Origin of the sequence: Chitinophaga arvensicola (genome assembly GCF_900110835.1) — a bacterium.
In the GTDB taxonomy this organism is placed as follows: Bacteria; Bacteroidota; Bacteroidia; order Chitinophagales; family Chitinophagaceae; genus Chitinophaga; species Chitinophaga arvensicola.
Genome location: NZ_FOJG01000001.1, coordinates 838,873 through 862,885 on the forward strand (window position 1 = coordinate 838,873; position 24,013 = coordinate 862,885).

Sequence of the window (24,013 nt, forward strand, 5' to 3'; positions counted from 1 at the left end):
CCGTTTTAATATTTTTATACTGCATCCGTTATGTAGTTAATTCTTCAACGCATCTTCCAGGTTAGTGATAATGCCAACCGCCTGTTCATAAGTACCCTGCATTTTCCGGTTATCCTGACCGGGTGCATATAAGGCTACTTCGCAGTGATCGATCAGGTTAAACAGTTCATGCGTATTGCTGCCGTTGATATGACGGGCACTCAGCTTATCCTGGATCAGTTGCTTACTCAGATCAGCCATCGGTATTTTCAGCTTGGAGCTGAGATAGCCCCATACCGCGCGGGATGTTTCCTCATAAAATGCTTTGTCCTTGCCTTCTTTCAGATAGCGCGCTGCCAGTTCCAGTCTTTTCAACGCTACTTTGTTGGCGTAGCGGTGTTTCAACATGGCTGCGTTGGTGGTATTGTAGTCTCTTCTGCGTTTGTAGAAGATCAACCCTGCGGCTATGAGCAGTGGTAACAACAGCAGGATGTAGAACCACGGGCTGAGAATAAACCAGCTGTGATTCCGTGTCCAGTCGAGGATACCAGTATCATTTTTCACCAGGTCGTTTTTACCGGTGCCATAATCCTGTTTATCCTGTTTGATATGTTTCCCCTGATCAATATGAATGGTGAAAGGCTGCGAACGCAAGGTTTTATAGCTGTTGGCGGCCGGATCAAAGTAAGAAAATTCAACCGCCGGAATAGTATGCTCACCGGCTTCCTGCGGCATCAGTACATATTCAAATGTGCGGCTGCCAGACAGCGGGTTGCTGTTTTTTTCTATGTCGTCGGTTACCTTTGGATCGTACTTTTCAAAGCCGGTAGGCGTTTCAATCTTAGGAGAATTCAGCAGGTTTACATTTCCCTGTCCGCTGATGGAAACCTTGAGGGTGAGTGCATCATCGGTAGTGAGTTTATTTTTATCCACTACTGCGGTCATATTGAAGCGGCCTACTGCTCCGTTATAGCTCAGCGGGCGGCCCTCTACCGGTACCGGTTTTACATTGATCTTAATCGGGTTGCTCTGGATTTTATAAGGTACATCCTGGTATTCCACTTCCGGACGGTTAAAGAAGTCGTCGAAGAAAGGGTCCCGGAATGCCGGATCATTGAAGAAATCTTCAAACGGATCTCTTCCTCTGCCACCGCCTTTTTTACTCACCATTTTCACCAGGCGTACCTGGTTATCCACTTCTACGGGGTCCAGTTCCAGGGACCCGGATTGGAGTGGGAACAGCAAGGTTTTGCGGATGGTAAATACTTTATACGGGATGCCGTTTACCCTTTCCTCGGTGGCCTGTGGCGGGTTAGGCAATTCTATATCTTTGGCGGAAAATCCTTTGAATGCAGGCACTTTCGTGACACTGGAATTTGTCGGCAGACGGGTATATAGTTTATACGTGGCCGTTAGTTGTTCGCCTTCGTATAAATTAGTTTTATCCACATCTACCTTCAGGAAAATATTCTTTTTCAGCTTTTCATTGATGTCTTCACCTTTTCTCAGGATACCCTCCTGGATATCTTCATTACCCTGCTGGCCGCGATGGGGCGGGTAACCGGAAGATGGTTGCGGTGCCTGCTGCTGTTGTTGCTGCTGCTGGGCATTGCCTTTTCTGACTTCAATCAAAACCGGGTTTGATTTAACGATATTGCCATTTACGCGGGCCTGGGCGCCGGCAATGGTAAAACTGCCCACATGCTTAGGTTGCAGCAGATAGCTCAGCGCAATGTATTCTGACCGCTTTCCATTAAAAATGGATTGCCCCTGCATTTGAGAGGGGCCCTGCAATATTTCAAAATCTTTGAAGCTGGGTGGTGTAAAGCTGGCAATGTTCACTCCGTTTTCCAGCATAAACTGGATCTGGAAAGGTTCATCCTGCGTCACGGTATTATTGCTCACAGTAGTCGTAAAGCGGAACTCCTGTGCATGTGCACAGGCAACCAGGCCTAAACAAATCAAAATGGCGTAAATACACTTCCTTATGCAAAATCTGTACATCATAATTATGTCAACAAATTTAACCAAACCCGCGCCGGAAGCGCTGTAAGGCCCCGTTAAAAGTTAGTTAAAACATTTTAATATGTTCTTATTTAGTTATCTGGAGAAAGCGTAATATCCCCGGACTAAAAAGCCAATATAGTAAGATGTTTAAATATCTCCCAACATGGGTCTCAGCGTAATTTCCTCTACAACGGTTTGTTTGGCGAGGGTCCAGGCGGCCCAGATAACGTTGGCAATATCTTCAGGCGGCATCAGGCGGTCGGGTGGAGCTTCGAATCCTTCCCAGGAGGCTGTTAAGGTAGGGCCCGGACTTACGGCCGTAACCCGTATATCGTGTGTGAGCAACTCTTTCCGCAGGTTCTTCGTAAAGCCGAGCAGGGCGTATTTGGTGATGCTATAAGAGCCGCCATTGGGGTAAGCTCCATAACTGGCGGTAGAACACATGTTAAAAATATGTCCTTTCCGGTGGGTAATCATAGCGGGTAATAAGGCTCTTGTGAGATGATAGGCGCTGTAAACATTCACTGCCATCAACTTCTCCAGTAACCCTTCTTCTTCCTCATGAAGGGCACCCGGAATAAAAATGCCGGCATTATTGACCAATATATCCACCTGTGGAAAGGTGGCATTGATTTTTGCAGCAAAGGCCATTACCTGTGCTTTATCTCCCATATCCACTACCTCCGCCAATACGGTCACTGCCGGATTTTGCTGCTCAATATCTTTTTTGGCCGCAGCCAGGGTATCTGCATTCCTTGCACAAATGGCGATGTTAAATCCTTCCAGCGCCAGCTTTTCCGCTATAGCCTTCCCAATGCCCTTGCTGGCGCCCGTTATTACTGCATTCATAGTTTCATTGATTGTATAATGCAGTAAAATAAGGAATTTACTTTGAATGCCCCTGGCGCTCCCCCATCTCTGCCGTATTTCGTACCTTTGCGCCGTCATGAAATACAAACATCTTTTCTTTGACCTGGACCACACCCTCTGGGACTTTGAAACAAATGAACAGGAAACCTTGCTGGAGCTGTATAACAGCCATGCTTTGGAGAGTAGAGGAATACCATCTTTTGAAGCGTTTTCCGTTTCTTATGTGGATCATAACGAACGGCTATGGGACCGCTTCCGTAAAGGATTTATTACCCGCCGCGAATTGCGCGACAAGCGCTTCCGCCTCACACTGGTGGATTTCAAGATCGGCGACGAAAAACTGACCCAGAAAATCAGTGAAGAGTTCCTGCAAATACTGCCTTACAAGAAAGCATTATTCCCGGAAGCAAAGGAAACGCTGGAATACCTGGCTGCAAAGGAATATCCCATGCACATGATCACCAACGGTTTTGAGGAAACGCAGTTACTGAAGATGAGAAACGCAGGGATTGACCATTATTTCACGCACATCGTCACATCTGAAGTGGCCGGCAGCCTGAAGCCTTACCGCGAAATTTTCGATTATGCTATCGGGAAAGCCAATACCAGTGCAAATGAGAGCATTATGATCGGGGATGCGATGGAGCTGGATATCAAAGGCGCTCATGGCGTTGGGATGGACCAGGTGTATTTTAACCCGGCAAAGCCTCCAGTCGATTTTCAACCCACTTATGTAATCGGGCACCTCCGGGAGCTGAGAAATATTCTGTAAAAAAGAAGGAGATGTGATTCACATCTCCTTCTTTTTTATTGTGCTTTCGCTTTTGTCTTGTTCGCGGCGGCCATTCTCAGGCTGGCAGTTTTCGACGGTTGCTGACAACAGCTTTTACCTTTTGCAGTTGTTTTACAGGCGGCGTCCTCCTTTTTGGATTTTGCGGCTGTTTTTGTTTTCTCCTGGGCCATAGCTACTCCTGCGATGAGCAGGCATACAGCCAGACCGGTAAAAGCTTTCCTGATCATACCATTGCCGTTTAGCTATTAAAGATACTAGATTTTAGCTATAACTGTGATACCACCCTGTACCACCTGCTCCAGCTGAACCGCTACTTCTGTACCGATAGGCAGGTAGAGGTCTACACGGGAACCAAACTTAATAAAGCCCATTTCTTCGTTCTGACTTACGTCCATACCCGGTTTCAGGTAATTCACTATTCTGCGGGCCAGTGCGCCTGCAATCTGTCTTACCAGGATATCTGTTTTACCGTTACCGATTACTACGGAGTGTCTTTCATTTTCGGTGGAAGACTTTGGATGCCAGGCTACCAGGTATTTACCGGCATGGTACTGCGACAGCTTCACCTTACCGCTGATAGGGTTACGGTTTACGTGTACGTTGGCAGGACTCATGAAAATAGACACCTGCAGGCGTTTATCCTTAAAATACTCTGGCTCATATACTTCTTCAATAACAACCACTTTACCATCGCAGGGAGAAATCACCAGCGAATCGCCTGTAGTATATTGCCGGGAAGGAATACGAAAGAAGGAAACGATGAACAGGAAGAACACAAGGGAAATAATAGATACCGTCCAGCACAGCGCCGGCGCGTTACCGAACCAATAAAATACTGCTCCGTTTATTAACGCCAGTACCAGGAATACAAGGGAAATGGTAGCAAATCCTTCACGATGGATCTTCATTGTTTTTTTATTAGATGATTGATGTAAGTGTTTAATCTTTGGTGCGAAGTTACACTCAATTCAGTTTTTTTTGAAATACGAATGTTGGGCTATGCTATCATAAACGTCTGAACGTAGATCCAGGCGAAGGGAGCGGCCAGTAAAAGGGAGTCGAAACGGTCCAGGAAACCGCCATGACCGGGCATAATCTTGCCGGAATCCTTCACGCCCGCCATTCTTTTCAGTTTGGATTCTATCAGATCGCCGATGGTGCCGAACACCGCTGCGATGAGCGCCAGGGCAATCCAGTGTTGTAGGGCCAGGTACTGGTAGCCCCAGAAATGGCCGTAAACGCCGGCAGTGGCCACTGCGAGGATCATACCTCCTACAGTTCCCTCGATGGTCTTTTTAGGGGAAATAGCCGGCGCAAAGGGCGTGCGGCCTATCAGGGAGCCTACAATATAGGCCATGGTATCGTTGATCCAGATGAAAATGATGAGTAGTAAAGGAATAAGCCAGCCGGGGGCCGTGCCCACATTTTCATGGGTATAGTGAATATTGATAGCGTTCATCCGGATATGGATCAGCAAACCGAACGGAACAGTCACATACAGCAGGCCGATGGCTGAGTAGCCGATATTTTTTAAAGAGAAGTCCTTACTCATCAACACTTCTCCCAATGGCATTACCAGCAGGAAAAGCACGGCTATCCACCAGCCGATAAAGCCTGTGGGAATACCGCCTATGCTGAAGCTGTCGCCCGTAAAAGTGAGCAGGATGGCCGCTCCGGCAATGGTGGCGCCCCATTTATGCCAGGGAGATACCCCTGCATAATCCACATCTATCTCACGTAATAATTTGAAATATTCCTGCAGGGCAAAGCAGCCTATCAGGAAAAAAAGAAGGAAAAAGGTATAGTCGGCCCATAGGATACCTCCCAGCATGACTGCCACAAACACAAGCGCAGAGGCAGTGCGGGTGAAAAATGTCTTCATTATGCTTATATCTGTTGATTAATTTCTACCCGCAAAAGTGGATAAAAATACCCTACGGAGCAAATCCCGCTTGGGGAGCCTTCCGGAGGGTATTTATCCGGCGGAACTATCGTTATTCAGAATCGTCTAACTGACTGGGATCGCCGGTAGGAAGGTTATTATGGTTATGTACCAGGCTCTTGGCGGTTTCTTCCTGTGATTCGTGTACATATAACTCCACCTGGCCAGGCAATGAAATGTTATAGGAAGAGGATTGCCGGTTCAGCAAAATAGCTTCTACCCCATTGTCCAGCAACATGCCTTTTACTATTTCGGCTTCAAATGGCCGGTCGCTCGAAAAGATTTTAACCCAGTCTTTTTCCATAATGATTGCTTTAAAGTCTTGTTAAGATTACAAATTCTCGTCTGATCCTATTTTGTCAATCCCGTCCCGGTCGTCTTTTTTCACCGGGTCTGTCATGGTCATGGGCGTTGATTTTTTACTTAACGCCCAAAACAGCCCAATGGTTACAGGAATGCTTAAAGCTACATAATACCATGCCAGTGATGTTTCTTTCATCGGGTCGTCTTTCACGATCCCGTGCTGGAAAAGGTACAGAAAAACTACCTGCATTCCATTGTTCAGGATATGTGCGAGGATGGCCAGCCACAGGTTGCCACTGATCACATAAATGGCGCCCAGTGCAAATCCCAGCACAACGCGGGGCAAAAAGCCCATCCATTCGTTGTGTATGGCGCTGAACAGGATAGCGGTGATAAATACGCTGATCCATACCCTGCCGGTGGCTTTGATCACAAGGCGTTGTAAAACGCCCCGGAAGAAAAGTTCTTCGGCAATAGCCGGTACAATGGCTACCAATACCAGGTTCACCAGGAGGTCCCCGATGGTAGGCATTTTCAGCATGGCGCCCAGTAAGCGCTCGGCCAGGGCCTGTTGGTCGCGCAGGCTTTGTGAGAAGGGAAAGCTTTGGTTCCAGTCTCCCAGCAGACCGGCCAGGGGTAAGCAACCATACATGGCTACTAAAGTCAGTATCACCTGGATACCGGAGGGCGACTTAAACCCCAGATATTGCATGGGCTTTGGTTGCCACAGATAGCAGAATAACGCCGCCGGCACAAAGAATGCTACCACGGAATAGAGGAATTGTGTTATTTTCAGATAGCCGAGCGAGTTAGGGTCTGTTAAGTTCGCCGTCATCAGTTCTTCCATGCTTTTGCCCATGATGCTCGGTGTGATCATCATCAGCCCTGTCACATAAATCATCAGGAAGCCAAAGAAAAAGCCGAAGAAAGTTACAAATAGCATCGAAATGGGAGACTGCTTCAGATAACCGGTCATAAGAAAATACTGTGTTATTTTTGCGTAAATTTACAGCGCGAAATTCACTTTTGCAGATACGCATCGCTGATCACAGCGGCTGAAAAAAGACGGTTACTGCAAAGAAATCCTGCTTGTAAAAGAAATAGTATATAAAATATTAAAATAATAACTCCGGCAAAACCTGCGCTGGTTATATAAATTATGGTGAAGATAGGAAATATTGAACTGGGAGAATTCCCTTTATTACTGGCGCCCATGGAAGATGTGAGCGATCCGCCTTTTCGCGCGGTATGCAAGGATAATGGGGCCGATCTCATGTATACAGAGTTCATATCTTCGGAAGGACTGATACGTGATGCCATCAAAAGCCGCAAAAAGCTGGACATTTTCGACTATGAACGCCCGGTAGGCATCCAGATTTTCGGAGGAGATGAGGAGTCTTTATCCCTCGCCGCCCAGATCGTAGAAACCACTAATCCCGACCTGCTGGATATCAATTTCGGCTGCCCGGTAAAGAAAGTAGCCTGCAAAGGCGCTGGCGCCGGTATCCTGAAAGATATTCCTAAAATGGTAAAACTCACCGCCGCCGTAGTTAAGGCCACTAAGCTGCCGGTGACGATTAAAACCCGCCTCGGCTGGGATGATAACACCAAGAACATCGAAGATGTAGCGGAAAGATTACAGGATGTTGGTATCAAAGCCCTCACCATCCACGGCCGCACCCGTACCCAGATGTACAAAGGAAGCGCCGACTGGACCCTCATCGGAAAAGTAAAAAACAATCCCCGCATACAAATTCCTATCTTTGGTAACGGTGACATATGTACGCCGGAGCAGGCAATAGCCGCCAGGCAGAAGTATGGTGTAGATGGCGTGATGATCGGCAGAGCCGCCATCGGGTATCCCTGGATTTTCAGAGAGATCAAGCATTTTATGAAGACAGGCGAACATTTACCCCTGCCAACTGTTTTGGAGAGAGTAGAAGTTTGTAAAAAGCACCTCCGCCAATCAGTTTCCTGGAAAGGAGAAGTGGTAGGCATACTGGAAATGCGCCGGCATTATACAAATTACCTCAAAGGTTTACCGCATATAAAGGAATTCAGACAACAATTAGTAACTTACAATACATTAGCTGAGATAGAGGAAGTACTAGACGCGGTGGTGTTACAATATAAGGATCATATATTCGAAAGGGCGGCTCCCCAATTAGCTGCACACGATTTTCTGCCGGCAGATAATGAAATGGCCGGTTGTAACGTTTACGGATAAACGGATAAACCCCGGGATATAATAAAATATAAATTACTTTCACATGACCACAATTAAAAATCTGAAAAATGAAGTCTGGAAAGACTTACAGATTAAAAACAAATCTGCCCTGCGTAAAAAATACGCTGTTTCAAACATGGGGAGAGTGATCAGTTATCATGAAAGTACCGAAGATGGTAAGCTGCTCACGGGGTCTACCGTAGAAGGCTATACGGTCTTAAACGTTAAACCCGCAGATAGCTACCAGTCACTCTACCTGCACAGGGAAGTGGCGAAACTTTTCAGCAAAAAAGGAGGCCGGGCTCATAAGTATGTGATCCACCTGGACTACGATAAAAAGAATAATAAAGCCTCCAACCTCCAATGGGCTACCAAAGAGGAAATGGAAGAACACCAGCAGAAAAGTCCTGCCAAGCTGGCCTATAAAGAAAAGCAACGCAACCGCGTAAAAGGACTGAAACTCAATGTCACCAAAGTGAAGAGCATCAAACGCCTGCTGAATAAACCCGGCAAGAAAACGATGAAACAGATCGCTGAACAGTTTGATATCAGCGAAATGCAGCTCTACCGCATCAAAAGCGGCGAAAACTGGGGACATGTAACACTGGATTAAAGCCTGGTTTTCCAGGAGTGATCATATATGATGTTGTCTGACAATGGCCATACTAACCGTATGGCCATTGTTACCTGCACCCGTCCGGGCTACAAAACACCCCTGCTCATCTCTCCCAACACTTTCCTGTAATGCGCACTGTCCTGCAATACCGGCTCATGTCCCAGCAGGATCACCTGTTTTCGTGCACGCGATAACGTTACCAACAGCTTACGGTCTACCTCGATCTCCGATTCATCCCAGTTAAACTGCCCCAGGCATTGTAAGGTCTGCACCTGTGCCGCATGATACACCGCCAGCGATACGATGATAATGTCGTTTTCAGAACCCTGAAACCGCTCTACGGTGTCTATGTTGATATCCTGTAACGCCTCGTCTTCGGCAATCAGCTCGCGGATCAGGCTGATCTGTGTTCTCCAGGGAGTTACCACCCCTACCGTATCTTTACTGAAACCCTTACCATGGCTGGCTTTGAGATGCTGTAATAACGATACCACCCACTTCGCTTCTGTTTTATTCATCTTGGAAGTGGCTTCGTAAGGACTGTTAATAAACACCTTTCTGCCTAAAGACAATACCCGTTCCCAGCCCTGTTGCTGCTGATCCGGATACAGATCAAACCCGGCCCGCTGCTCAGCTCTTCCGGACGATAATTGCCCTGCATAGTAATGATTCACCAGGGCCGCAATACTGTCGTGCATCCGGAAATGCGTATTCAGCATACCCCAGGCATGGCGCCAGTGGCTCGTTTTGCAACGTTGAATAAGCCGTTCAAAAATAGAGGTCCGCAGATCCAGGATGCCCAGCTCCCGTAAGCACGGCGCTTTCACCTGGCAGAAGTATTCCTCCTGTGCTACTACTGGCGGTAACTGGTTCTGGTCGCCTATCAGGATAAATTTCCGGAACGGCATCAGTAGGCCAAGCAGCTGTGGCTCTGTTAGTTGTGAGGCTTCATCTACTATCAGCGTATCGGTAGGAATCCCCATCATAGTGAGTTGCTCCAGCCGCGTAGCCATGGTGGCTACAGTAGCCACAAATACGCGGTGGCCGGTAATATATTGCCTTGCCTCATCCAGAGAGCCTTCCAGGCAGTATTTCCGGAGGGTTAGTGAGGCATCCGAATTACGGCCGCCCATCCGCAGGTGCGGAATCTCTTTGGCCGTGAGTTTAAGGCATATTTCCTCTACCGCTTTATTGGTAAAGGCGACAATGATCACATACTGTTCCTGTTTCACCATCTCCCCTACGATAGTGGTGAGCAGGGACGAGGTTTTCCCCGTGCCTGGCGGGCCTTGCAGGAGATAATAATCCTGCGCTTCCAGGGCCTGTTTCACGATCTGTTCCTGGTTGGCATTAAACATCGCCGGGGTAGTGCGTTGCAAAGGATACCAGCGGGGCGTTTTAAGTCCCAGCAGCATTTCAGTGCGCTCCCGGTAACGTGGCGATAGTACATGGAAAAGAGACGCTGCGGCTGTCCAGTAATTGGATTCGTAAATGTCATGCTCTATTATCCACTCATCGAAATGAAGGAAGAAGTCGAGCGTCATCTGGTGGTTATTCAGCGAGAAGCTCAGCTGATCTTTTCCAAGATCCTCGATCCTGCCCTTCAGCAGCTGTTGCTGCAGGGGCTGCAACTCCGTACTGGTGCGCGGGTAGATGATGGCCGTGTCGCCCTTCCGGAAGTTGTGGCTAACGGGAACGACTATGTCAAATAAAACAGAGTTATTGAGAGCATCAAATTCCCGGAAGCGAAGCCCGGGGATAATATTGAAGCGGGAAAGCTTGTCTTTTTCAGCCTGCAACCATAAAGCAGCGAAGCCGTCGGCATCTTCCTCCCGGTTCATCTCGGAAAACATGCCGCATTTTGCCTGGAGATACTCCCGTAGCATAAAGGCGAGGAACTCGTGGTAGTAAGCCTTTGCTACCGGCGGAGCTGTTTGCCACGCCTGCTCAAACGTGGTGAAGTGGGCGGCGCTGAAAGAGGGTAATCCCATGGCCGCTGCGGTAGTGATGGTAGAGAGTACTTCAAACTCGCATCCAGCCAGCCGCAGCAGCATACCAACTACTTCGTTGCGAAGCAGCAGCAGGTCGTTTTCCGTGTGATGGGTACTGCTTACGTTTCGCAGTGGTGTAGTAGTAGCGGCGGAGTACAGGATAGCGGAGCTACCTTTGCGGTGCCGGCCGAAGGCAGAGCGTAGCAGCAGGTTATACCCTACTACCTGCATTTCGTGGTTTTTCCAGGTATTATAGTCAGGGCATTTACCGCTTTTTAACTCGAATATTTCTTTCCGGTATTCATCAGTATCATCTTCGGCCATGAGATCGAGCCGCCCTTGCAGGCCGTATTGCGCGGAGAAAAAGGTAGGCTCTATTCTTACAGGTTTATCCTTTAGTTCCTTTACGGTATTGTGGAGATTTCCCCAGTGTTGCTGTTTGATGTCGCGGAACATTTCGTTGATCTTCTCGCGACCATAGGCGGCCGCCTGTAGCACGTTTTCAGCGACAGCTTCTACAAACGAGGTCTTGAAATCTATTTCGCGGTTACGCAGCATTTCATCCAGCAGGGCGTTTACCAGGTTTCCCTTGAAGGCGGCCGGGCTGGATTGCTGGGGAGTAAGTTTTTTAACGAGATATAATAACCGGTTGGGTCCTTTATGGGTAAAGCATTCCGCCAGGTCGCTGATATCTATCAGCAGGTCTGGCTCCAGCACCACCTGGCTTTCGGCGGTGGTACTGTATTCGTGGCCTTGTGCGCCCTGGCGGCAATGAAGCACGTGAATGGTGTCGTATGGGCGCAGCAACCCATGCAAAGAAAGTACTGCTACGGGATCCATATGTTCCAGTTGCAACTGGAAATCGCCTTGTTCATCATTTTTTACGTCCAGCAGCAGGGTGTATTTTCCCAGGGTATTGGTTTGAAGTGCGCCTACCATGGTCACCATACATTTCAGCAGGGCCAGGCTGCCGGGGCGATGTTGCCAGGCGAGCGACAGCTTATGCGATCCTGTGGCGGTGTAAAGGCTGCTGAGCGTGGCTGGTGGCGTCACCTGGTAGCACCAGGCTACAGATTCGGTGAGCGCTTTTATGCAGAGCAGGTGTTCTGCGTCCTGCAAAGGAAACATTCCACGTGTAGCCTTATTGGTTAGTATGCGAAGGGCTGTCAGCTGCTGATGTATATCCGGCGGTACGGTTTGCCGGTCGAAATAAAACTGCATGCGTGCAAACAGGTTACCGAACGAGCGGGTTTCTTTCCGGGTGAGTTCCCGGAACAGCATCTCCAGTATTTGTTTGTAGTGACGGGTTTTATCTTCCGTATCCGGAATACTGTGGGCTTCTTTTATCCTGGCGTAAAACGCAGTTGCTGTGTGTAATGCCTGCATATCTGCAAGGTAATGAATCGTTGCCGTTTGCATGGATGCGGCATTTGTTATACCTTTCTTAGGATTTATAATGTAATCTTCATTTTTTATGTCAGCCAAAAAAATAGCCATTATAGGTGGAGGAAATCTGGGATCGGCCATCGCCCAGGGATTGCTGAAGAGCGGTTTTTCTAAGGCCGGTGACATCACAGTTACCAAGCGCAACACCAGTACCCTTAAGGAACTGCGTGAGGCCGGGGTGCGGATTGAAACAGATAATGATATCGCCATCCGCGAAGCGGAAATAATTGTGGTGGCCTTGAAACCGTATAACGTACGGGAAGTATTGCAGGAATTCAGAGGTTCCTTTGACCCGGCAAAACATATATTGATCAGCGTAGTAACGGGTGTGAGTATCGACGACCTGGAACATGTGGTACCTGGTATGCCAGTAGTACGTGCCATGCCTAATACGGCCATTGCCATCCAGGAGTCTATTACCTGCATTGCGCACAAACATGCTACAGAAGAACAGATCCGGTATATAAAAACCATGTTCGACCAGCTGGGTGCGACGGTGAGCATCGACGAAAAACTGATGGATGCCGCTACTGTGCTGGGTGCCTGTGGTATTGCCTATGCCCTGCGTTACATCCGGGCAAATATCCAGGGAGGAATTGAAATTGGCTTCGATGTGCGTACGGCCAGTCTGATTGCAGCCCAAACTGTGAAAGGGGCAGCGGAATTGCTGATCCGGGAAAACCGTCATCCGGAAGAGGAAATCGACAAGGTAACTACACCCAAAGGCTGTACGATTGCGGGATTAAATGAAATGGAACACCAGGGCTTCAGTTCTTCCCTGATCAAAGGGATCACGGCTTCCTATAATAAAATTGTGAAAGACTAGTCCTTACGGGGATACTCGAAGAAGAGAAATTTTTTCTTTGCCAGGTCAAAATCCTTCCAGCTATCGGTGTCTGCCTGGATACCAAAGATACCGGTAGTAGGAACATTGTCTATCCGGATTTCCTCAGTGAGGTAATTGGCAAAGTCGGTGATGCCGGGGTTATGTGCAAAGATGGCCACTGCGCCAAAGTCGTCATCAATTTTCGTGATCACCTTGAGAAAAGTGGCTGCATAACAGAGATAAAGCTCCTCTTCCAGCAGGATGGCCTGTTTGGGATAGCTCCATTCATTCGCCATTATTTTAGCGGTGGTTCTGGCTCTTTTGGCCGGACTGGAAATGATTAACTCGGGTACCATGCCACGCGTAATGAGGCGCTGAGCCATTTCCGGCGCATTGGTTTTCCCGCGTTTATTCAGCGGCCTGTCAAAATCATCCATGTCCGGATCAGTCCAGCTGGATTTAGCATGACGTATAAGTAGTAATGTTTTCATGGGCTGAAAACCGATAGTTAACTATAACGAAAATACAGATTTTACAGGAAGTTAACTTGTTAGACTTATACTGTTCGCCGTTCCGGGGTTATTTAAGATAAAATTAACATGGAAACATTTATTCATTTGAGAATAAAATAAAAACAAAAAGGGCTGATCAGCATATGTGATCAGCCCTTTTTAATTCACTTTTATTGATTAATATCCTCTTTCGTTTTTTCCTTCCATATAGTTCATGAAGGCTTTATTTACCACGCGGTTGCCGCCCGGAGTAGGGTAATTACCGGTGAAGTACCAGTCGCCCAGGTTATTCGGACAAGCAGCATGCAGGCTTTCGATAGATTGGTAGATCACTTCTATCTCCGCTTTGATACCGCCCGGGTTCAGTATTTCCGCGATTTTCGCAGAGATCTGTTCCGGTGTAAATGGTTTGTATACGTTCTTCACCACGTTTTGAGCGTGGAGGGTGTTGGTGCGTTGCAGTTCCTTGCAGAGGCCATAAGCTTCGTTGAGGATATGTTCCTTGCCATGATCTTTCAGGAGGGCAATGGCAGCCTGGAAGGCAACGAAATCGCCCATCTTGCTCATATCGATACCGTAGCAGTCCGGATAGCGGATCTGTGGGGCAGAAGATACGATGATGATCTTTTTGGGTCCTAAACGATCCAGCATTTTTACGATACTTTCTTTCAGTGTAGTACCGCGTACAATGGAATCATCTATTACCACGAGGGAGTCAATACCGGGTCTTACTTTACCGTAGGTGATATCGTACACGTGTTGTACCATTTCGTTACGGCTGGAATCTTCGGTAATGAACGTGCGCATTTTAACGTCCTTGGTAGCGATTTTATCGATGCGGATACGGCGGTTCACCATTTCGGAGAGCTTTTCCTCATCAAAGTCGTTACCCCAGGAGAGAATACGTTCTACTTTTATTTTGTTGAGATATGCTTCCAGTCCTTTTAACAGGCCATAGAAGGCAACTTCAGCGGTATTTGGAATAAAAGAGAAGATGGTATTTTTCAGGTCGTTATCGATGGCCTTCAGTACGGTGCCGGATAAATGACGGCCGAGGTCCGTACGTTCCTTGTATATTTTTTCGTCGTTACCACGGGAGAAGTAAATCCTTTCAAAGCTGCAGGCTTTACGTTCTTTGGGTTCGAGGATTTGTTCGATGCTGTATTCACCATTGTTTTTAACAATCAGTGCGCTGCCAGGCATCAGTTCCAGTACTTCGTTTTCGCCTACGTTGAAGGTGGTGCGGATGGCTGCTCTTTCAGAAGCGGCTACAATCACGTCTTCATTAATGTAGTAGTAAGAAGGGCGGATACCGTGTGCATCGCGGATCACGAAAGCATCGCCGGAGCCAATGAGTCCGCAGGTATGATAACCACCGTCGAACATGGAGAAAGCCTGCTGGAGGATCTTTTTGATATCCAGTTCTTTGCTGCCTTCATTGTCTTCTTTTGCGAGGAAGTGGTGTACTACTTCCAGCATGGCGGCCAGATCGCTGTTTTTGTGTACTTCACCTGGTTCCGCTTTAGAGAACTCAAACAGTTCGTCTGTGTTGATCAGGTTAAAGTTTCCTGCCATAGTCAGGTTACGCGCAGGAATGGTATTGTAGCGTACAAACGGGTGGCAGAGTTCCACGTTGTTTTTACCCTGGGTGGCATAACGGATATGACCCATCATGAGTTCACCGAGGAAACGTACATGGCCTTTCATCAGACCGGGATATTTGGTAATTTCCGGTTGATATTTTTCTATCTCCTGTATCTCGTCACGTACTTTTGCGAAAATATCTCCGATAGCTTGTGGAGCTGCACTGCGGATGCGGTGCATAAAGGGAACGCCGGGTTCGGTGTTCAGTTTCACGGTAGCCAAACCAGCGCCATCCTGGCCTCTGTTGTGCTGTTTTTCCATGAGCAGGTACAGTTTGTTCAGCCCATAGAAAACACTCCCATATTTTTGTTGGTAGTAGGAAAACGGCTTTCTTAATCTTATAAATGCCAGACCGCATTCATGTTTGATCGCATCACTCATGGCAGAAAATTGAAGTCGCAAAGGTACGCCAAAAAAGGAGAAAACCAGAAAGCGTGGTAAAGCTATCAGCATTTAAGGGTTAAATACCAGTTAAAGGTGGGCATAAAAAAAGCGGAGATAAAAGCTATGTGCTCTTATCTCCGCTTTTATAGCAGCAGGGCTGCCTATTGTTTGGCCAGGGATGCCATCCACTGGCTGATGTGATTACATTGTTTGTATTCGTCATCTACATGTACGTAGAAGGTCGGGATCTTTTCGATGAGCCATTTGTTGATGGCTTCCGCGCGTTTAATATCCAAAGTTCTTTGCTGGATGCGGGAGTAGTCATCGGTCAGGTTTTCCCGGTGTGGCTGGGTACGTGTTTTCAGGTAAACGATACGTACAGCGGTACGGCCGTTTTCATCTGTAAACTGTACCGGAGCGGAGATCTGGCCTGGCTTCAGGGTATCGAGCATCATTACGATTTCTCTTTCTCCCGGATCATCTAGCTGATCGATGGTGATGAGGGTGCTACCGTCGCCGGTTTTTGACTGGAGCATACCGCCGTCAAATTTGGCGCTTTGTGCATCGCTGTATTTCGCAACGGCTTCTGAGAAGGTGATTCTGCCTTTCAGGATGCTGGTACGGATAGAATCCAGTTTGGCAGTGTTGCTGGCCAGGTCGGATTTGGTAACAGCGGCTCTTACGAGGATATGTTGAACCGTAACGTTATCGCCGTTACGTTTCAACATCATAATCAGGTGATAACCGTGTTGTGATTTCACTGGTGATGAGATCTCTCCTTCTTTCAGACGGAATGCTGCTGCCAGGAAGTCAGGATCCCAGGTATTTTTATCGTTACGGTTCAGGGTATAAACGCCTTTGTTGTCCTTTACACCGGGATCCTCGGAGTAGAGGATGGCGAGAGAACCGAATTCAGATTCTTTATTTTGAACACGTTTCTTAAAATCCAGGAGACGGTCAATAGCGTACTGGTCCATTTCGCGGGTAGCTTTTGGCTGTAGCACAAGGGTACCAATTTCCAGTTCAGATTCGTAGAAGTGAAGGCTATCTTTAGGGATAGCGTCAAAGAAGCGTTTTACTTCTGAGGGGGTCACTTTCACGGGTTCGATGACTTTATTGCGCATAGCCTGTGCCAGCAAGCCTTCTTTGATGGGCTGGCGGAAGCGTTCGCGGAGCTGATAGATGGAGTAGCCGGTGATTTCTTTCATCTTCTCCTTACTACCATACATGGATTCGAAGTAGCGGATACGATTTTCCATCTGCGCTTCCACATCGCCGTCACTTACGGGTAAGCTGTCTCTTTCCGCCTGTAACACCATTACTTTCTGGGAAATCAGCATTTCCAGTGTTTTGCAGGCAGCATCAGGGGCCAGCGTACCGTCGACCGAGTTGTGCTGCTGATCGCTGAGTGCTCCGTCCATATCGGATTTGAGGATAATTTTATCCCCAACCACGCCGATAATCTTGTCTGCCACCAGTTTCTGCTGCTGGGCCGTAGAAGCTTGCCATAGCAGCAAAGCGCCTGCGGATAATGCTAAAAGTTTCTTCATACAAAAGCGGTAAAAACCAAAAATAACCATTTAAAAGTCAGTAGCATAGGGAAAGTCGATGGATTTAACAAAAGTTTAGATAAGCTGCCGGCTTTTAGCGATCGGCATCTTACTAAAAAAAACAGCGAAGAAAACAACGGGAATAAAGGGTCCGTTTTTTTCTTCGCTGCTGGTATGGTAAAGCGGGTAGCTGTTGGGCTACCTGCTTTGTTATAAAGTTCTCTTCACTTCTACTTCTTCAAACCCTTCGATGTTATCATTAGGTCTGAGGTCGCTGAATCCACGGATACTCAATCCGCACTCCATATTGGCGGCTACTTCCTTCACGTCATCTTTATAACGTTTCAGGGATCCGAGTTCGCCGGTGTGTACTACGATACCATCGCGTACTACGTTGATACGGGTGTTTCTTGTCAGCTTGCCATCTGTAACGAAGCAACCTGCCACTGTAACCTTTTCGAATTTGTAAGTTTCGCGCACCTGAACGTTGCACACCACTTTCTTCTCGATTTTTGGTTCCAACATACCTTCCATGGCGCTCTTGATTTCGTCGATCGCGTCGTAGATGATAGAGTAGTTGCGGATTTCGATATTTTCTTTCTCCGCAAGCTTCGCAGCCTGGGAAGAAGGACGTACCTGGAATCCGAGGATGATGGCGTCAGAAGCGGTAGCCAGCAATACATCAGATTCGGTGATCTGACCTACAGCCTTGTGAACGATACTGATCACGATTTCTTCGGTAGACAGTTTCTGCAGGGAATCGCTCAATGCTTCTACGGAACCATCAAAGTCTGCTTTGATGATCAGGTTCAGCTGTTTGAAGTTACCCAGTGCCAGACGGCGACCGATTTCATCCAGGGTGATGTGTTTCTTGGTACGGATACCTTGTTCACGAACGATCTGGGCTCTGCGGTTGGCCACTTCTTTGGCTTCAGATTCGTCTGCGAACATTTTGAATTTCTCACCGGCCTGTGGTGCACCGTTTAAGCCGAGCACCTGAACTGGCATGGATGGACCTGCTTCTTCCATTTTCTGACCACGTTCGTTGAACATGGCTTTGATTTTACCGAAGAAGGAGCCGGATACGATGGTATCGCCCTGACGGAGGGTACCATTTTGTACCAGCAGGGAGGCTACGTAACCACGGCCTTTGTCCAGTGTTGCTTCCACTATACTTCCGGAGGATTCGCGGTCAGGATTTGCTTTCAGTTCCAGCAATTCCGCTTCCAGCAGGATTTTCTCCAGGAGCACATCTATATTCAGTCCGTTTTTGGCAGATATTTCCTGACTTTGATATTTACCGCCCCAGTCTTCTACCAGGAGGTTCATGCCGGCCAGTTGTTCTTTAATTTTTTCAGGGTTGGCGCCTTCTTTATCCACCTTGTTGATGGCGAATACCATTGGCAGACCAGCGGCCTGAGAGTGGGAGATCGCTTCCCTTGTTTGTGGCATGATGGCGTCATCAGCAGCAACCACGATCACAGCGATATCCGCTGCTTTGGCACCACGGGCACGCATCGCGGTAAACGCTTCGTGACCTGGAGTATCGAGGAAGGTGATTTTCTTACCGCTGGCAGTAGTTACCTGGTAAGCACCGATATGCTGGGTGATACCACCGGCTTCACCGGCTACCACGTTTGCACTGCGGATATAATCGAGCAGGGAGGTTTTACCGTGATCGACGTGACCCATGATGGTAACGATCGGAGCACGTGGAACCAGATCTGCAGGATCGTCTACTTCGTCTTCATCATCGGTTTCTTCTGCATCTTCCAGACCGATGAATTCCACTTCGTATCCAAATTCGCCGGCCACGAGTTCTATTACTTCCGCATCGAGGCGTTGGTTGATAGATACCATGATACCGAGGCCCATACATTTAGAGATTACTTCTGCGAAGCTTACATCCATCAGGTTAGCCAGTTCGGATACAGAAACGAATTCCGTTACCTGGAGTTTGTTGTCTCCATCTCCTTCTTTAGCTTTCTGGTGGGCTCTTTCCTCACGTTTTTCTCTACGGTGTTTAGCTTTCACGTTTTTACCGCGACCGCCACCGAGTTTGGCCATTGTTTCCTTGATCTTATTCTGGATCTCGTTCTTATCGATTTCTTTTTCTTCGGTAGTACGTTTATCCTCACCACGGTGCTGACCTGGTCTGTTGTAACCGCCGCCGCCCTGGCCTGGCCTGTTATAGCCACCGCCTTGTCCGGGTCTGTTACCACCACCACCAGTGCCTTGTCCGCCTGGACGGTTGTAGCCGCCGCCTTGTCCGGCAGGTCTGTTACCACCGCCGCCTTGACCGCCTTGTCCGGCGGGCCTGTTATAGCCTCCGCCCTGACCCTGGCCTTGTCCGGCAGGTCTGTTGTAGTTACCACCGCCGCCGGTGCCAGTGTTGGCGCCGCCTGGACGGTTATGTGGGCGGTTATCTCCTTGCGGACGATTGCCACCACCCTGGTGTCCACCACCGCGATTATCGTTATGGTGAGGGCGATTGCCGCCTTGTCCGCCATGTTGATGCGGGCGATGTTCGCCTGGAGTGCCGCCTGCTGGGCGGTCACCTTCTTTAAAGTCTTTAGGCTGAACGGGTTCCGGTTTCTTTTCCACGATAATACGCTTGCGTTTGCGTTTCTCGTCCCTGCTAAAGTTGCTGTTCTTATTATTATCGCGTCTGTCCGATTGAACAGGCAGCTCAATTTTGCCGATTACTTTAGGGCCGGTTAATTTTTCGGCCTGGATATTTTCAATCACAGCAGCACCAGATGCTTCGTCCTGCGCTTGTGGTGCGGCCGGAGGAGGTGTTGGAGGAGTGTTTTCGGCAGTAGAGGGTTTGCGATTTTCCGTCTTTACGACTTTAACAGGAATGTGCGCCGGTTCTTTGACTGCAGCCGGTTTTGCCTCTTGTAATACTTCTTCCACTTTTTTAACTACAGGTTTATCTTCAACCGGTGCGGCTTTTTCCGTTTTATCTGTCGTATCGGTCTTATCTGTTTTCGCTACTTTCTCAGCCGGAGGGGTGGTTTCAGCTTTAGGGGCTTGTTCCACTTTTTCGGCTTTATCAGCTTTCTCAACTGGTTTTTCGGCAGTTGGCGCTGGAGTTGCTTCCTGTACGGGAGGGGCAGGTACGGGCTTAGGTTCCGGCTGTTTTTCCGCAACGGGGGGAGCAGGAGTAACCGGGGCAGGTTTTTCTTCCTTCACCGGTGGTTTTACTGCTTCTGGTTGCGGAGCGGGAGTTTCTTCCTGTTCTGCTTTTTTAGCAACTGGTTTTTTATTGCGGTTTAATGCGTCCAGATCGATGGTGGTGATAACTTTAGGGCCGTTGATTTTCGGCGCTTCGGTTTTCACTACTTCAGGATCTGCCGGAGGAGGCGTGGCCGGTGCTTTTGGAACTTCCGCAACAGGGGGAGCTGTAACAACGGGTGGTTCAGGCTTCGGTTCAGCTTTTTCCTTTGCGGGAGGCGGTGGAGTTGCCGGGGCAACAGTCGCCTGTGGTTGTGGTTGTGGTTCCGGTTTAGGAGTTTCCTTAACAGGTTCCGGTTTAGGTTCAGGCTTTGCTTCCTGTTTAGGAGCAGGAGCTGCCTCATCTTTTTCTTTGTTGGTATTCTTTTTAGCCGCCGCTTCCGCTTCCTCCTTTTCTTTCTTCTTCATCGTTTCTAACACGCTTCCTTTAGGCAGGGCTATCTGGTCGCTTTTGCGCTTGTTAGCCTTGTCCTGCTGGAACTCCGACTGCAGTGCTGTGTACATAACAGCCGTCAGACGGGCATTGGGAGAACCAAAACCGTCCATATCAAAGCCTTTATTGCCAAGGAAATCGATGAGCGTCTCCTTGCCAATATTAAACTCTTTGGCTGCAGCCAGCAATCGTGGTGTGTTGTTTGTTGTTTCAGGCATATCGTATTTCGGGCCTCCCCTGTTTCCCGTTTCTTCAAAACGGGATGTTTTTTTACGTTTAAACAATAACTCGAAAAAATCAATTCCCTTTCTAATAAGGCCTTTACCTGGGAAGGGTTGTGGCTCGGCTTTATTCTTTGTCAAACTCTTCCTGTAATATTCTTCTTACATCCTGCACTGTCTCTTCTTCCAGATCAGAACGGCGAACCAGTTCTTCAACGGTCAGCTCCAATACGCTGCGGGCAGTGTCACAACCTATTCGTTTAAGCTCATCTATTATCCATTCTTCGATTTCATCCGAGAATTCTTCCAGATCGATATCAAATTCAGACTGTTCCTGTGCTTCATCACGGAATACATCTATCTCAAAACCAGTCAGTTCGCAAGCCAGCTTGATGTTTACGCCTTTTTTACCGATAGCCAGTGATACCTGGTCAGGGTTGAGGTAAACAGAAGCGTATTTGTTTTCGTTATCCACTTCCATGCGGCTGATTCTGGCGGGTGTTAAGGAACGCTGAATCAACAATTGAATGTTGGTGGTAAAGTTAATGATATCTATATTTTCATTTCTCAGTTCGCGAACGATGCCATGTATACGGCTACCTTTCATACCCACACAGGCTCCAACCGGATCGATACGGTCATCGTAGGATTCAACAGCCACTTTGGCTCTTTCACCTGGTTCACGAACAATTTTCTTGATCACAATAAGCCCGTCAAAGATCTCAGGCACCTCAATTTCCAGCAATTTAGCAAGGAAGGATGGATGTGTGCGGGAGAGAATGATGAGTGGTGCGTTGTTTTTCATTTCCACTTTCTTCACCACCGCTCTTACGTTCTCCCCTTTTTTGAAATAATCTGTGGGGATTTGTTCAGATTTAGGCAAAATTAACTCATTCCCTTCATCATCAAGCAATAAAACTTCTTTTTTCCAAACCTGGTATACTTCACCATTTACAATTTCACCTGCTTTATCCGCATATTTCTTAACCAGGATGTTCTTTTTCAGGTCGCCGATACGGGCAGATAAGGTTTGCTTAGCTGCCAGGATGGCCCTGCGACCGAAATCCATGATTTCTACTTCTTCGTATAAATCTTCACCTACCTGATAATCCGGTTCTACCTTAATTGCTTCAGAATAGGCAATCTGTGCATTATCATCTTCTACTTCCCCATCAGTTACAATGGTTCGACGGCGTAATATTTCAAGGTCACCTTTTTCGGTATTTACAATCACGTCAAAATTCTCATCTGAGCCATACTTTTTCCGCAGAAGCGTTTTGAACACATCTTCCAGCACCTTCATCAATGTAGGACGGTCAATGTTTTCCGCCTCCTTGAACTCGGTAAATGACTCAATCAAGTTAATACTAGCCATGTTTAGTTGTTATATTTTAAAACACGATGCACACCTTCGTGTGCTTTATTTCATTAAGTTTTAAATCAGTTGATTTCTTTTCTTTTTTCTTACCCACCAGTTCCTCAATGTTAATTGCCTCTTCGGTAACGGTCTGCAGGGTGCCTTCCTTTACGGAACCATCCAGCAGTGTCACTTCCACTTTGCGGCCAATATTTTTAAGGTATTGTCTGTGCAGTTTGAGCGGTTCATCCAGTCCGGCGGACGAAACTTCCAGGGAGAAATCGTTATTTGGGAACAGTTCAGCCGCTTCCAGCAAAGGATATAACTGACGGTTGAATGACACCAGCGTAGCCACCGGTACCCCTTTATCTCCGTCCAGAAAGAGCTTGATATTGTTAGTGGGCTTTATTCTGATGTCTACCAAAAAATTGTCGGGATCGTTAGCCAGCAGTCCTTCTGCCATTTCCCGGATAGTTTTTATCACGTGTTCGTTTGCCATACAAAAAGCGCGAAGGGGACAATATCTCGTCCCCTTCGTTTGAATCATTTTTCCTCCTACAAAATTAGGATTTTATTTTGATTGAAAAACTATTTCTTTAACTTGTATATAAATATTTGTGTAAGATGGGCCGCCATCATTCATATGTGTTTTTAAAATATCTAACGTGATCACCGCTTTCTGGCGAAAAATAAATCTCGAACTGTTGGCATGGCCCCTGGGGCTCACTCTCTTATATATAATGAATCCCAATGAGCGCGCCACCAGCCTGTGTTTCTTTAAAAACCTTGGCATTCCCCTTTGTCCCGGCTGCGGATTAGGTCACGGTATCCACTATTTTTTACACGGTCAATGGTCCGCCTCCATCCATCACCACTGGCTGGCTCCAGTGGTTGTCGCTGTACTGCTTTACAGAACCATACAACTGGCCCTTATTCAACTTGCTGATTTCAAACAATCATAAACCCAACACTATGAACGATTTTTCATTTGCGATGCTCCCCGGTATTGAAGCCGAAGAAATGCTTTGGCTACAGGAACTAACTAAAAGTTACACACCCGAAAACAAACAACGGTTCCTCGCCGTATACCAGGGCCGCCGCAAAGACCCACAAACTATCCTGATCGTGAGCCTCCTCGGATTTCTCGGCGTTGCAGGCGTACAACGCTTCCTGGTAAACCAGATTGCCATGGGCATCATATACTTTATTACCCTCGGTTTCTGTGGCATTGGCACCATCATAGACGCCATCAACTCCCGCAAAATGGCCTGGCAGTTCAATAAAAAAGAAGCGATGGCCTCCGCCGCTTTACTGGGACTTTAATCTCCCTGGGAAAGTTAAAAAAACCTTAAAATGAGGTGATTTTCAGGCAGTCGGAAAGGATATTCCGCTACCTTCGTGTCACTATGATAAAATTTTTCATTTCTATATTTCTGGCCTGGCTGCTTTACAAACTGGTGTTCGATCTCATCATACCCGGATATAAAGTAACCAAACAAGTGCGTAGACAAATGAACGATATGCAGAATCATATGCGTCAGCAATATGAACAGCAAGCTGGTGGCCAGCCTGGGCAACAACAACCTCCTCACCCTCCGCAACCAAAAAAAGTGGATAAGGGAGATTACCTCGATTTTGAAGAAATTAAATAGAGAAAAGGCCGGTGTATCACCGG

The 24,013-nt window shown here is 47.6% G+C and carries 21 protein-coding genes; 7 read left to right on the plus strand and 14 right to left on the minus strand.

What is annotated here, in order from left to right:
* Positions 1 to 36: 36 nt before the first annotated feature.
* Positions 37 to 1,944 (minus strand): BatD family protein, encoded by a 1,908-nt coding sequence (locus BMW79_RS03645; protein WP_177192029.1) that lies wholly within the window; start codon positions 1,942 to 1,944, stop codon positions 37 to 39.
* Positions 1,945 to 2,133: 189 nt separating this feature from the next.
* Positions 2,134 to 2,835, minus strand: a complete 702-nt coding sequence (locus BMW79_RS03650; RefSeq protein WP_089896763.1) for an SDR family oxidoreductase — start codon at positions 2,833 to 2,835, stop codon at positions 2,134 to 2,136.
* 97 nt (positions 2,836 to 2,932) lie between these two features.
* Between BMW79_RS03650 and BMW79_RS03655 the strand changes: the two genes are divergently transcribed.
* Positions 2,933 to 3,628, plus strand: coding sequence for a YjjG family noncanonical pyrimidine nucleotidase (locus BMW79_RS03655; protein ID WP_089890714.1), 696 nt, complete (start codon positions 2,933 to 2,935; stop codon positions 3,626 to 3,628).
* 35 nt (positions 3,629 to 3,663) lie between these two features.
* Here BMW79_RS03655 and BMW79_RS03660 read toward each other — a convergent pair whose 3' ends face one another.
* The 5 genes from BMW79_RS03660 to BMW79_RS03680 form a co-directional block, all read right to left on the minus strand.
* Positions 3,664 to 3,876: a hypothetical protein gene (locus BMW79_RS03660; protein WP_089890718.1), complete on the minus strand. Its 213-nt coding sequence runs from the start codon at positions 3,874 to 3,876 to the stop codon at positions 3,664 to 3,666.
* 27 nt (positions 3,877 to 3,903) lie between these two features.
* Complete coding sequence (locus tag BMW79_RS03665; protein ID WP_089890723.1) at positions 3,904 to 4,557, minus strand: phosphatidylserine decarboxylase family protein; 654 nt, start codon at positions 4,555 to 4,557, stop codon at positions 3,904 to 3,906.
* 89 nt (positions 4,558 to 4,646) lie between these two features.
* Positions 4,647 to 5,531 carry a phosphatidate cytidylyltransferase gene (locus tag BMW79_RS03670; protein ID WP_245752369.1) on the minus strand — a complete coding sequence of 295 codons (885 nt, stop codon included), beginning with the start codon at positions 5,529 to 5,531 and terminating at the stop codon, positions 4,647 to 4,649.
* Positions 5,532 to 5,643: 112 nt separating this feature from the next.
* Positions 5,644 to 5,895 carry a putative signal transducing protein gene (locus BMW79_RS03675; RefSeq protein WP_089890729.1) on the minus strand — a complete coding sequence of 84 codons (252 nt, stop codon included), beginning with the start codon at positions 5,893 to 5,895 and terminating at the stop codon, positions 5,644 to 5,646.
* A gap of 27 nt (positions 5,896 to 5,922) precedes the next feature.
* A complete protein-coding gene (locus BMW79_RS03680) occupies positions 5,923 to 6,870 on the minus strand; it encodes a CPBP family intramembrane glutamic endopeptidase (protein ID WP_089890734.1) in 948 nt (315 codons plus the stop codon).
* Between the two features lie 183 nt (positions 6,871 to 7,053).
* Between BMW79_RS03680 and dusB the strand changes: the two genes are divergently transcribed.
* Together dusB and BMW79_RS03690 are read left to right on the plus strand one after the other, a co-directional pair.
* Positions 7,054 to 8,121 carry a tRNA dihydrouridine synthase DusB gene (gene dusB, locus BMW79_RS03685; protein WP_089890737.1) on the plus strand — a complete coding sequence of 356 codons (1,068 nt, stop codon included), beginning with the start codon at positions 7,054 to 7,056 and terminating at the stop codon, positions 8,119 to 8,121.
* 43 nt (positions 8,122 to 8,164) lie between these two features.
* Positions 8,165 to 8,734 carry an NUMOD4 domain-containing protein gene (locus BMW79_RS03690; RefSeq protein WP_079471790.1) on the plus strand — a complete coding sequence of 190 codons (570 nt, stop codon included), beginning with the start codon at positions 8,165 to 8,167 and terminating at the stop codon, positions 8,732 to 8,734.
* Positions 8,735 to 8,823: 89 nt separating this feature from the next.
* On the opposite strand, the gene BMW79_RS03695 is transcribed toward BMW79_RS03690, so the two are convergent.
* The gene (locus BMW79_RS03695) at positions 8,824 to 12,147 is read right to left on the minus strand and encodes an AAA domain-containing protein (RefSeq protein ID WP_177192030.1); all 3,324 of its coding nucleotides are present in this window, start codon (positions 12,145 to 12,147) and stop codon (positions 8,824 to 8,826) included.
* A 55-nt stretch (positions 12,148 to 12,202) separates the two neighbouring features.
* Between BMW79_RS03695 and proC the strand changes: the two genes are divergently transcribed.
* Positions 12,203 to 13,000, plus strand: a complete 798-nt coding sequence (proC, locus tag BMW79_RS03700; protein WP_089896764.1) for a pyrroline-5-carboxylate reductase — start codon at positions 12,203 to 12,205, stop codon at positions 12,998 to 13,000.
* On the opposite strand, the gene BMW79_RS03705 is transcribed toward proC, so the two are convergent.
* From BMW79_RS03705 to BMW79_RS03730, 6 genes are all read right to left on the minus strand, one after another.
* Positions 12,997 to 13,491, minus strand: a complete 495-nt coding sequence (locus tag BMW79_RS03705; RefSeq protein WP_089890743.1) for a SixA phosphatase family protein — start codon at positions 13,489 to 13,491, stop codon at positions 12,997 to 12,999. The two genes, proC and BMW79_RS03705, sit on opposite strands and share 4 nt — an antisense overlap.
* Before the next feature lie 198 nt (positions 13,492 to 13,689).
* Positions 13,690 to 15,537, minus strand: a complete 1,848-nt coding sequence (locus BMW79_RS03710; RefSeq protein WP_089890749.1) for an amidophosphoribosyltransferase — start codon at positions 15,535 to 15,537, stop codon at positions 13,690 to 13,692.
* A gap of 164 nt (positions 15,538 to 15,701) precedes the next feature.
* Positions 15,702 to 17,090, minus strand: coding sequence for a peptidylprolyl isomerase (locus BMW79_RS03715; protein WP_177192031.1), 1,389 nt, complete (start codon positions 17,088 to 17,090; stop codon positions 15,702 to 15,704).
* Positions 17,091 to 17,300: 210 nt separating this feature from the next.
* Complete coding sequence (infB, locus tag BMW79_RS03720; RefSeq protein ID WP_089896765.1) at positions 17,301 to 20,978, minus strand: translation initiation factor IF-2; 3,678 nt, start codon at positions 20,976 to 20,978, stop codon at positions 17,301 to 17,303.
* Positions 20,979 to 21,108: 130 nt separating this feature from the next.
* Positions 21,109 to 22,356: a transcription termination factor NusA gene (gene nusA / locus BMW79_RS03725; RefSeq protein ID WP_079471571.1), complete on the minus strand. Its 1,248-nt coding sequence runs from the start codon at positions 22,354 to 22,356 to the stop codon at positions 21,109 to 21,111.
* A gap of 16 nt (positions 22,357 to 22,372) precedes the next feature.
* Positions 22,373 to 22,837: a ribosome maturation factor RimP gene (locus BMW79_RS03730; protein WP_245752370.1), complete on the minus strand. Its 465-nt coding sequence runs from the start codon at positions 22,835 to 22,837 to the stop codon at positions 22,373 to 22,375.
* Between the two features lie 241 nt (positions 22,838 to 23,078).
* Here BMW79_RS03730 and BMW79_RS34370 point away from each other — a divergent pair, with 241 nt between their 5' ends.
* The 3 genes from BMW79_RS34370 to BMW79_RS03745 all read left to right on the plus strand — a co-directional run bounded on the left by BMW79_RS34370 (position 23,079) and on the right by BMW79_RS03745 (position 23,990).
* Positions 23,079 to 23,300: a DUF2752 domain-containing protein gene (locus tag BMW79_RS34370; RefSeq protein WP_089896766.1), complete on the plus strand. Its 222-nt coding sequence runs from the start codon at positions 23,079 to 23,081 to the stop codon at positions 23,298 to 23,300.
* Positions 23,301 to 23,310: 10 nt separating this feature from the next.
* Entirely contained in the window at positions 23,311 to 23,661 is a 351-nt protein-coding gene (locus BMW79_RS03740; protein WP_089890758.1) for a TM2 domain-containing protein, read from the plus strand.
* An 83-nt stretch (positions 23,662 to 23,744) separates the two neighbouring features.
* Positions 23,745 to 23,990: a DUF4834 family protein gene (locus BMW79_RS03745; protein WP_143059062.1), complete on the plus strand. Its 246-nt coding sequence runs from the start codon at positions 23,745 to 23,747 to the stop codon at positions 23,988 to 23,990.
* Positions 23,991 to 24,013: the final 23 nt, after the last annotated feature.

Excerpts from the sequence above, each read along its gene's own strand:
- BMW79_RS03650 (WP_089896763.1), bottom strand. The coding sequence starts at position 2,835 with ATGAATGCAGTAATAACGGGCGCCAGCAAGGGCATTGGGAAGGCTATA.
- BMW79_RS03655 (WP_089890714.1), top strand. The coding sequence starts at position 2,933 with ATGAAATACAAACATCTTTTCTTTGACCTGGACCACACCCTCTGGGAC.
- BMW79_RS03660 (WP_089890718.1), bottom strand. The coding sequence starts at position 3,876 with ATGATCAGGAAAGCTTTTACCGGTCTGGCTGTATGCCTGCTCATCGCA.
- BMW79_RS03665 (WP_089890723.1), bottom strand. The coding sequence starts at position 4,557 with ATGAAGATCCATCGTGAAGGATTTGCTACCATTTCCCTTGTATTCCTG.
- BMW79_RS03670 (WP_245752369.1), bottom strand. The coding sequence starts at position 5,531 with ATGAAGACATTTTTCACCCGCACTGCCTCTGCGCTTGTGTTTGTGGCA.
- BMW79_RS03675 (WP_089890729.1), bottom strand. The coding sequence starts at position 5,895 with ATGGAAAAAGACTGGGTTAAAATCTTTTCGAGCGACCGGCCATTTGAA.
- BMW79_RS03680 (WP_089890734.1), bottom strand. The coding sequence starts at position 6,870 with ATGACCGGTTATCTGAAGCAGTCTCCCATTTCGATGCTATTTGTAACT.
- dusB (WP_089890737.1), top strand. The coding sequence starts at position 7,054 with ATGGTGAAGATAGGAAATATTGAACTGGGAGAATTCCCTTTATTACTG.
- BMW79_RS03690 (WP_079471790.1), top strand. The coding sequence starts at position 8,165 with ATGACCACAATTAAAAATCTGAAAAATGAAGTCTGGAAAGACTTACAG.
- BMW79_RS03695 (WP_177192030.1), bottom strand. The coding sequence starts at position 12,147 with ATGCAAACGGCAACGATTCATTACCTTGCAGATATGCAGGCATTACAC.
- proC (WP_089896764.1), top strand. The coding sequence starts at position 12,203 with ATGTCAGCCAAAAAAATAGCCATTATAGGTGGAGGAAATCTGGGATCG.
- BMW79_RS03705 (WP_089890743.1), bottom strand. The coding sequence starts at position 13,491 with ATGAAAACATTACTACTTATACGTCATGCTAAATCCAGCTGGACTGAT.
- BMW79_RS03710 (WP_089890749.1), bottom strand. The coding sequence starts at position 15,537 with ATGAGTGATGCGATCAAACATGAATGCGGTCTGGCATTTATAAGATTA.
- BMW79_RS03715 (WP_177192031.1), bottom strand. The coding sequence starts at position 17,090 with ATGAAGAAACTTTTAGCATTATCCGCAGGCGCTTTGCTGCTATGGCAA.
- infB (WP_089896765.1), bottom strand. The coding sequence starts at position 20,978 with ATGCCTGAAACAACAAACAACACACCACGATTGCTGGCTGCAGCCAAA.
- nusA (WP_079471571.1), bottom strand. The coding sequence starts at position 22,356 with ATGGCTAGTATTAACTTGATTGAGTCATTTACCGAGTTCAAGGAGGCG.
- BMW79_RS03730 (WP_245752370.1), bottom strand. The coding sequence starts at position 22,837 with ATGGCAAACGAACACGTGATAAAAACTATCCGGGAAATGGCAGAAGGA.
- BMW79_RS34370 (WP_089896766.1), top strand. The coding sequence starts at position 23,079 with ATGAATCCCAATGAGCGCGCCACCAGCCTGTGTTTCTTTAAAAACCTT.
- BMW79_RS03740 (WP_089890758.1), top strand. The coding sequence starts at position 23,311 with ATGAACGATTTTTCATTTGCGATGCTCCCCGGTATTGAAGCCGAAGAA.
- BMW79_RS03745 (WP_143059062.1), top strand. The coding sequence starts at position 23,745 with ATGATAAAATTTTTCATTTCTATATTTCTGGCCTGGCTGCTTTACAAA.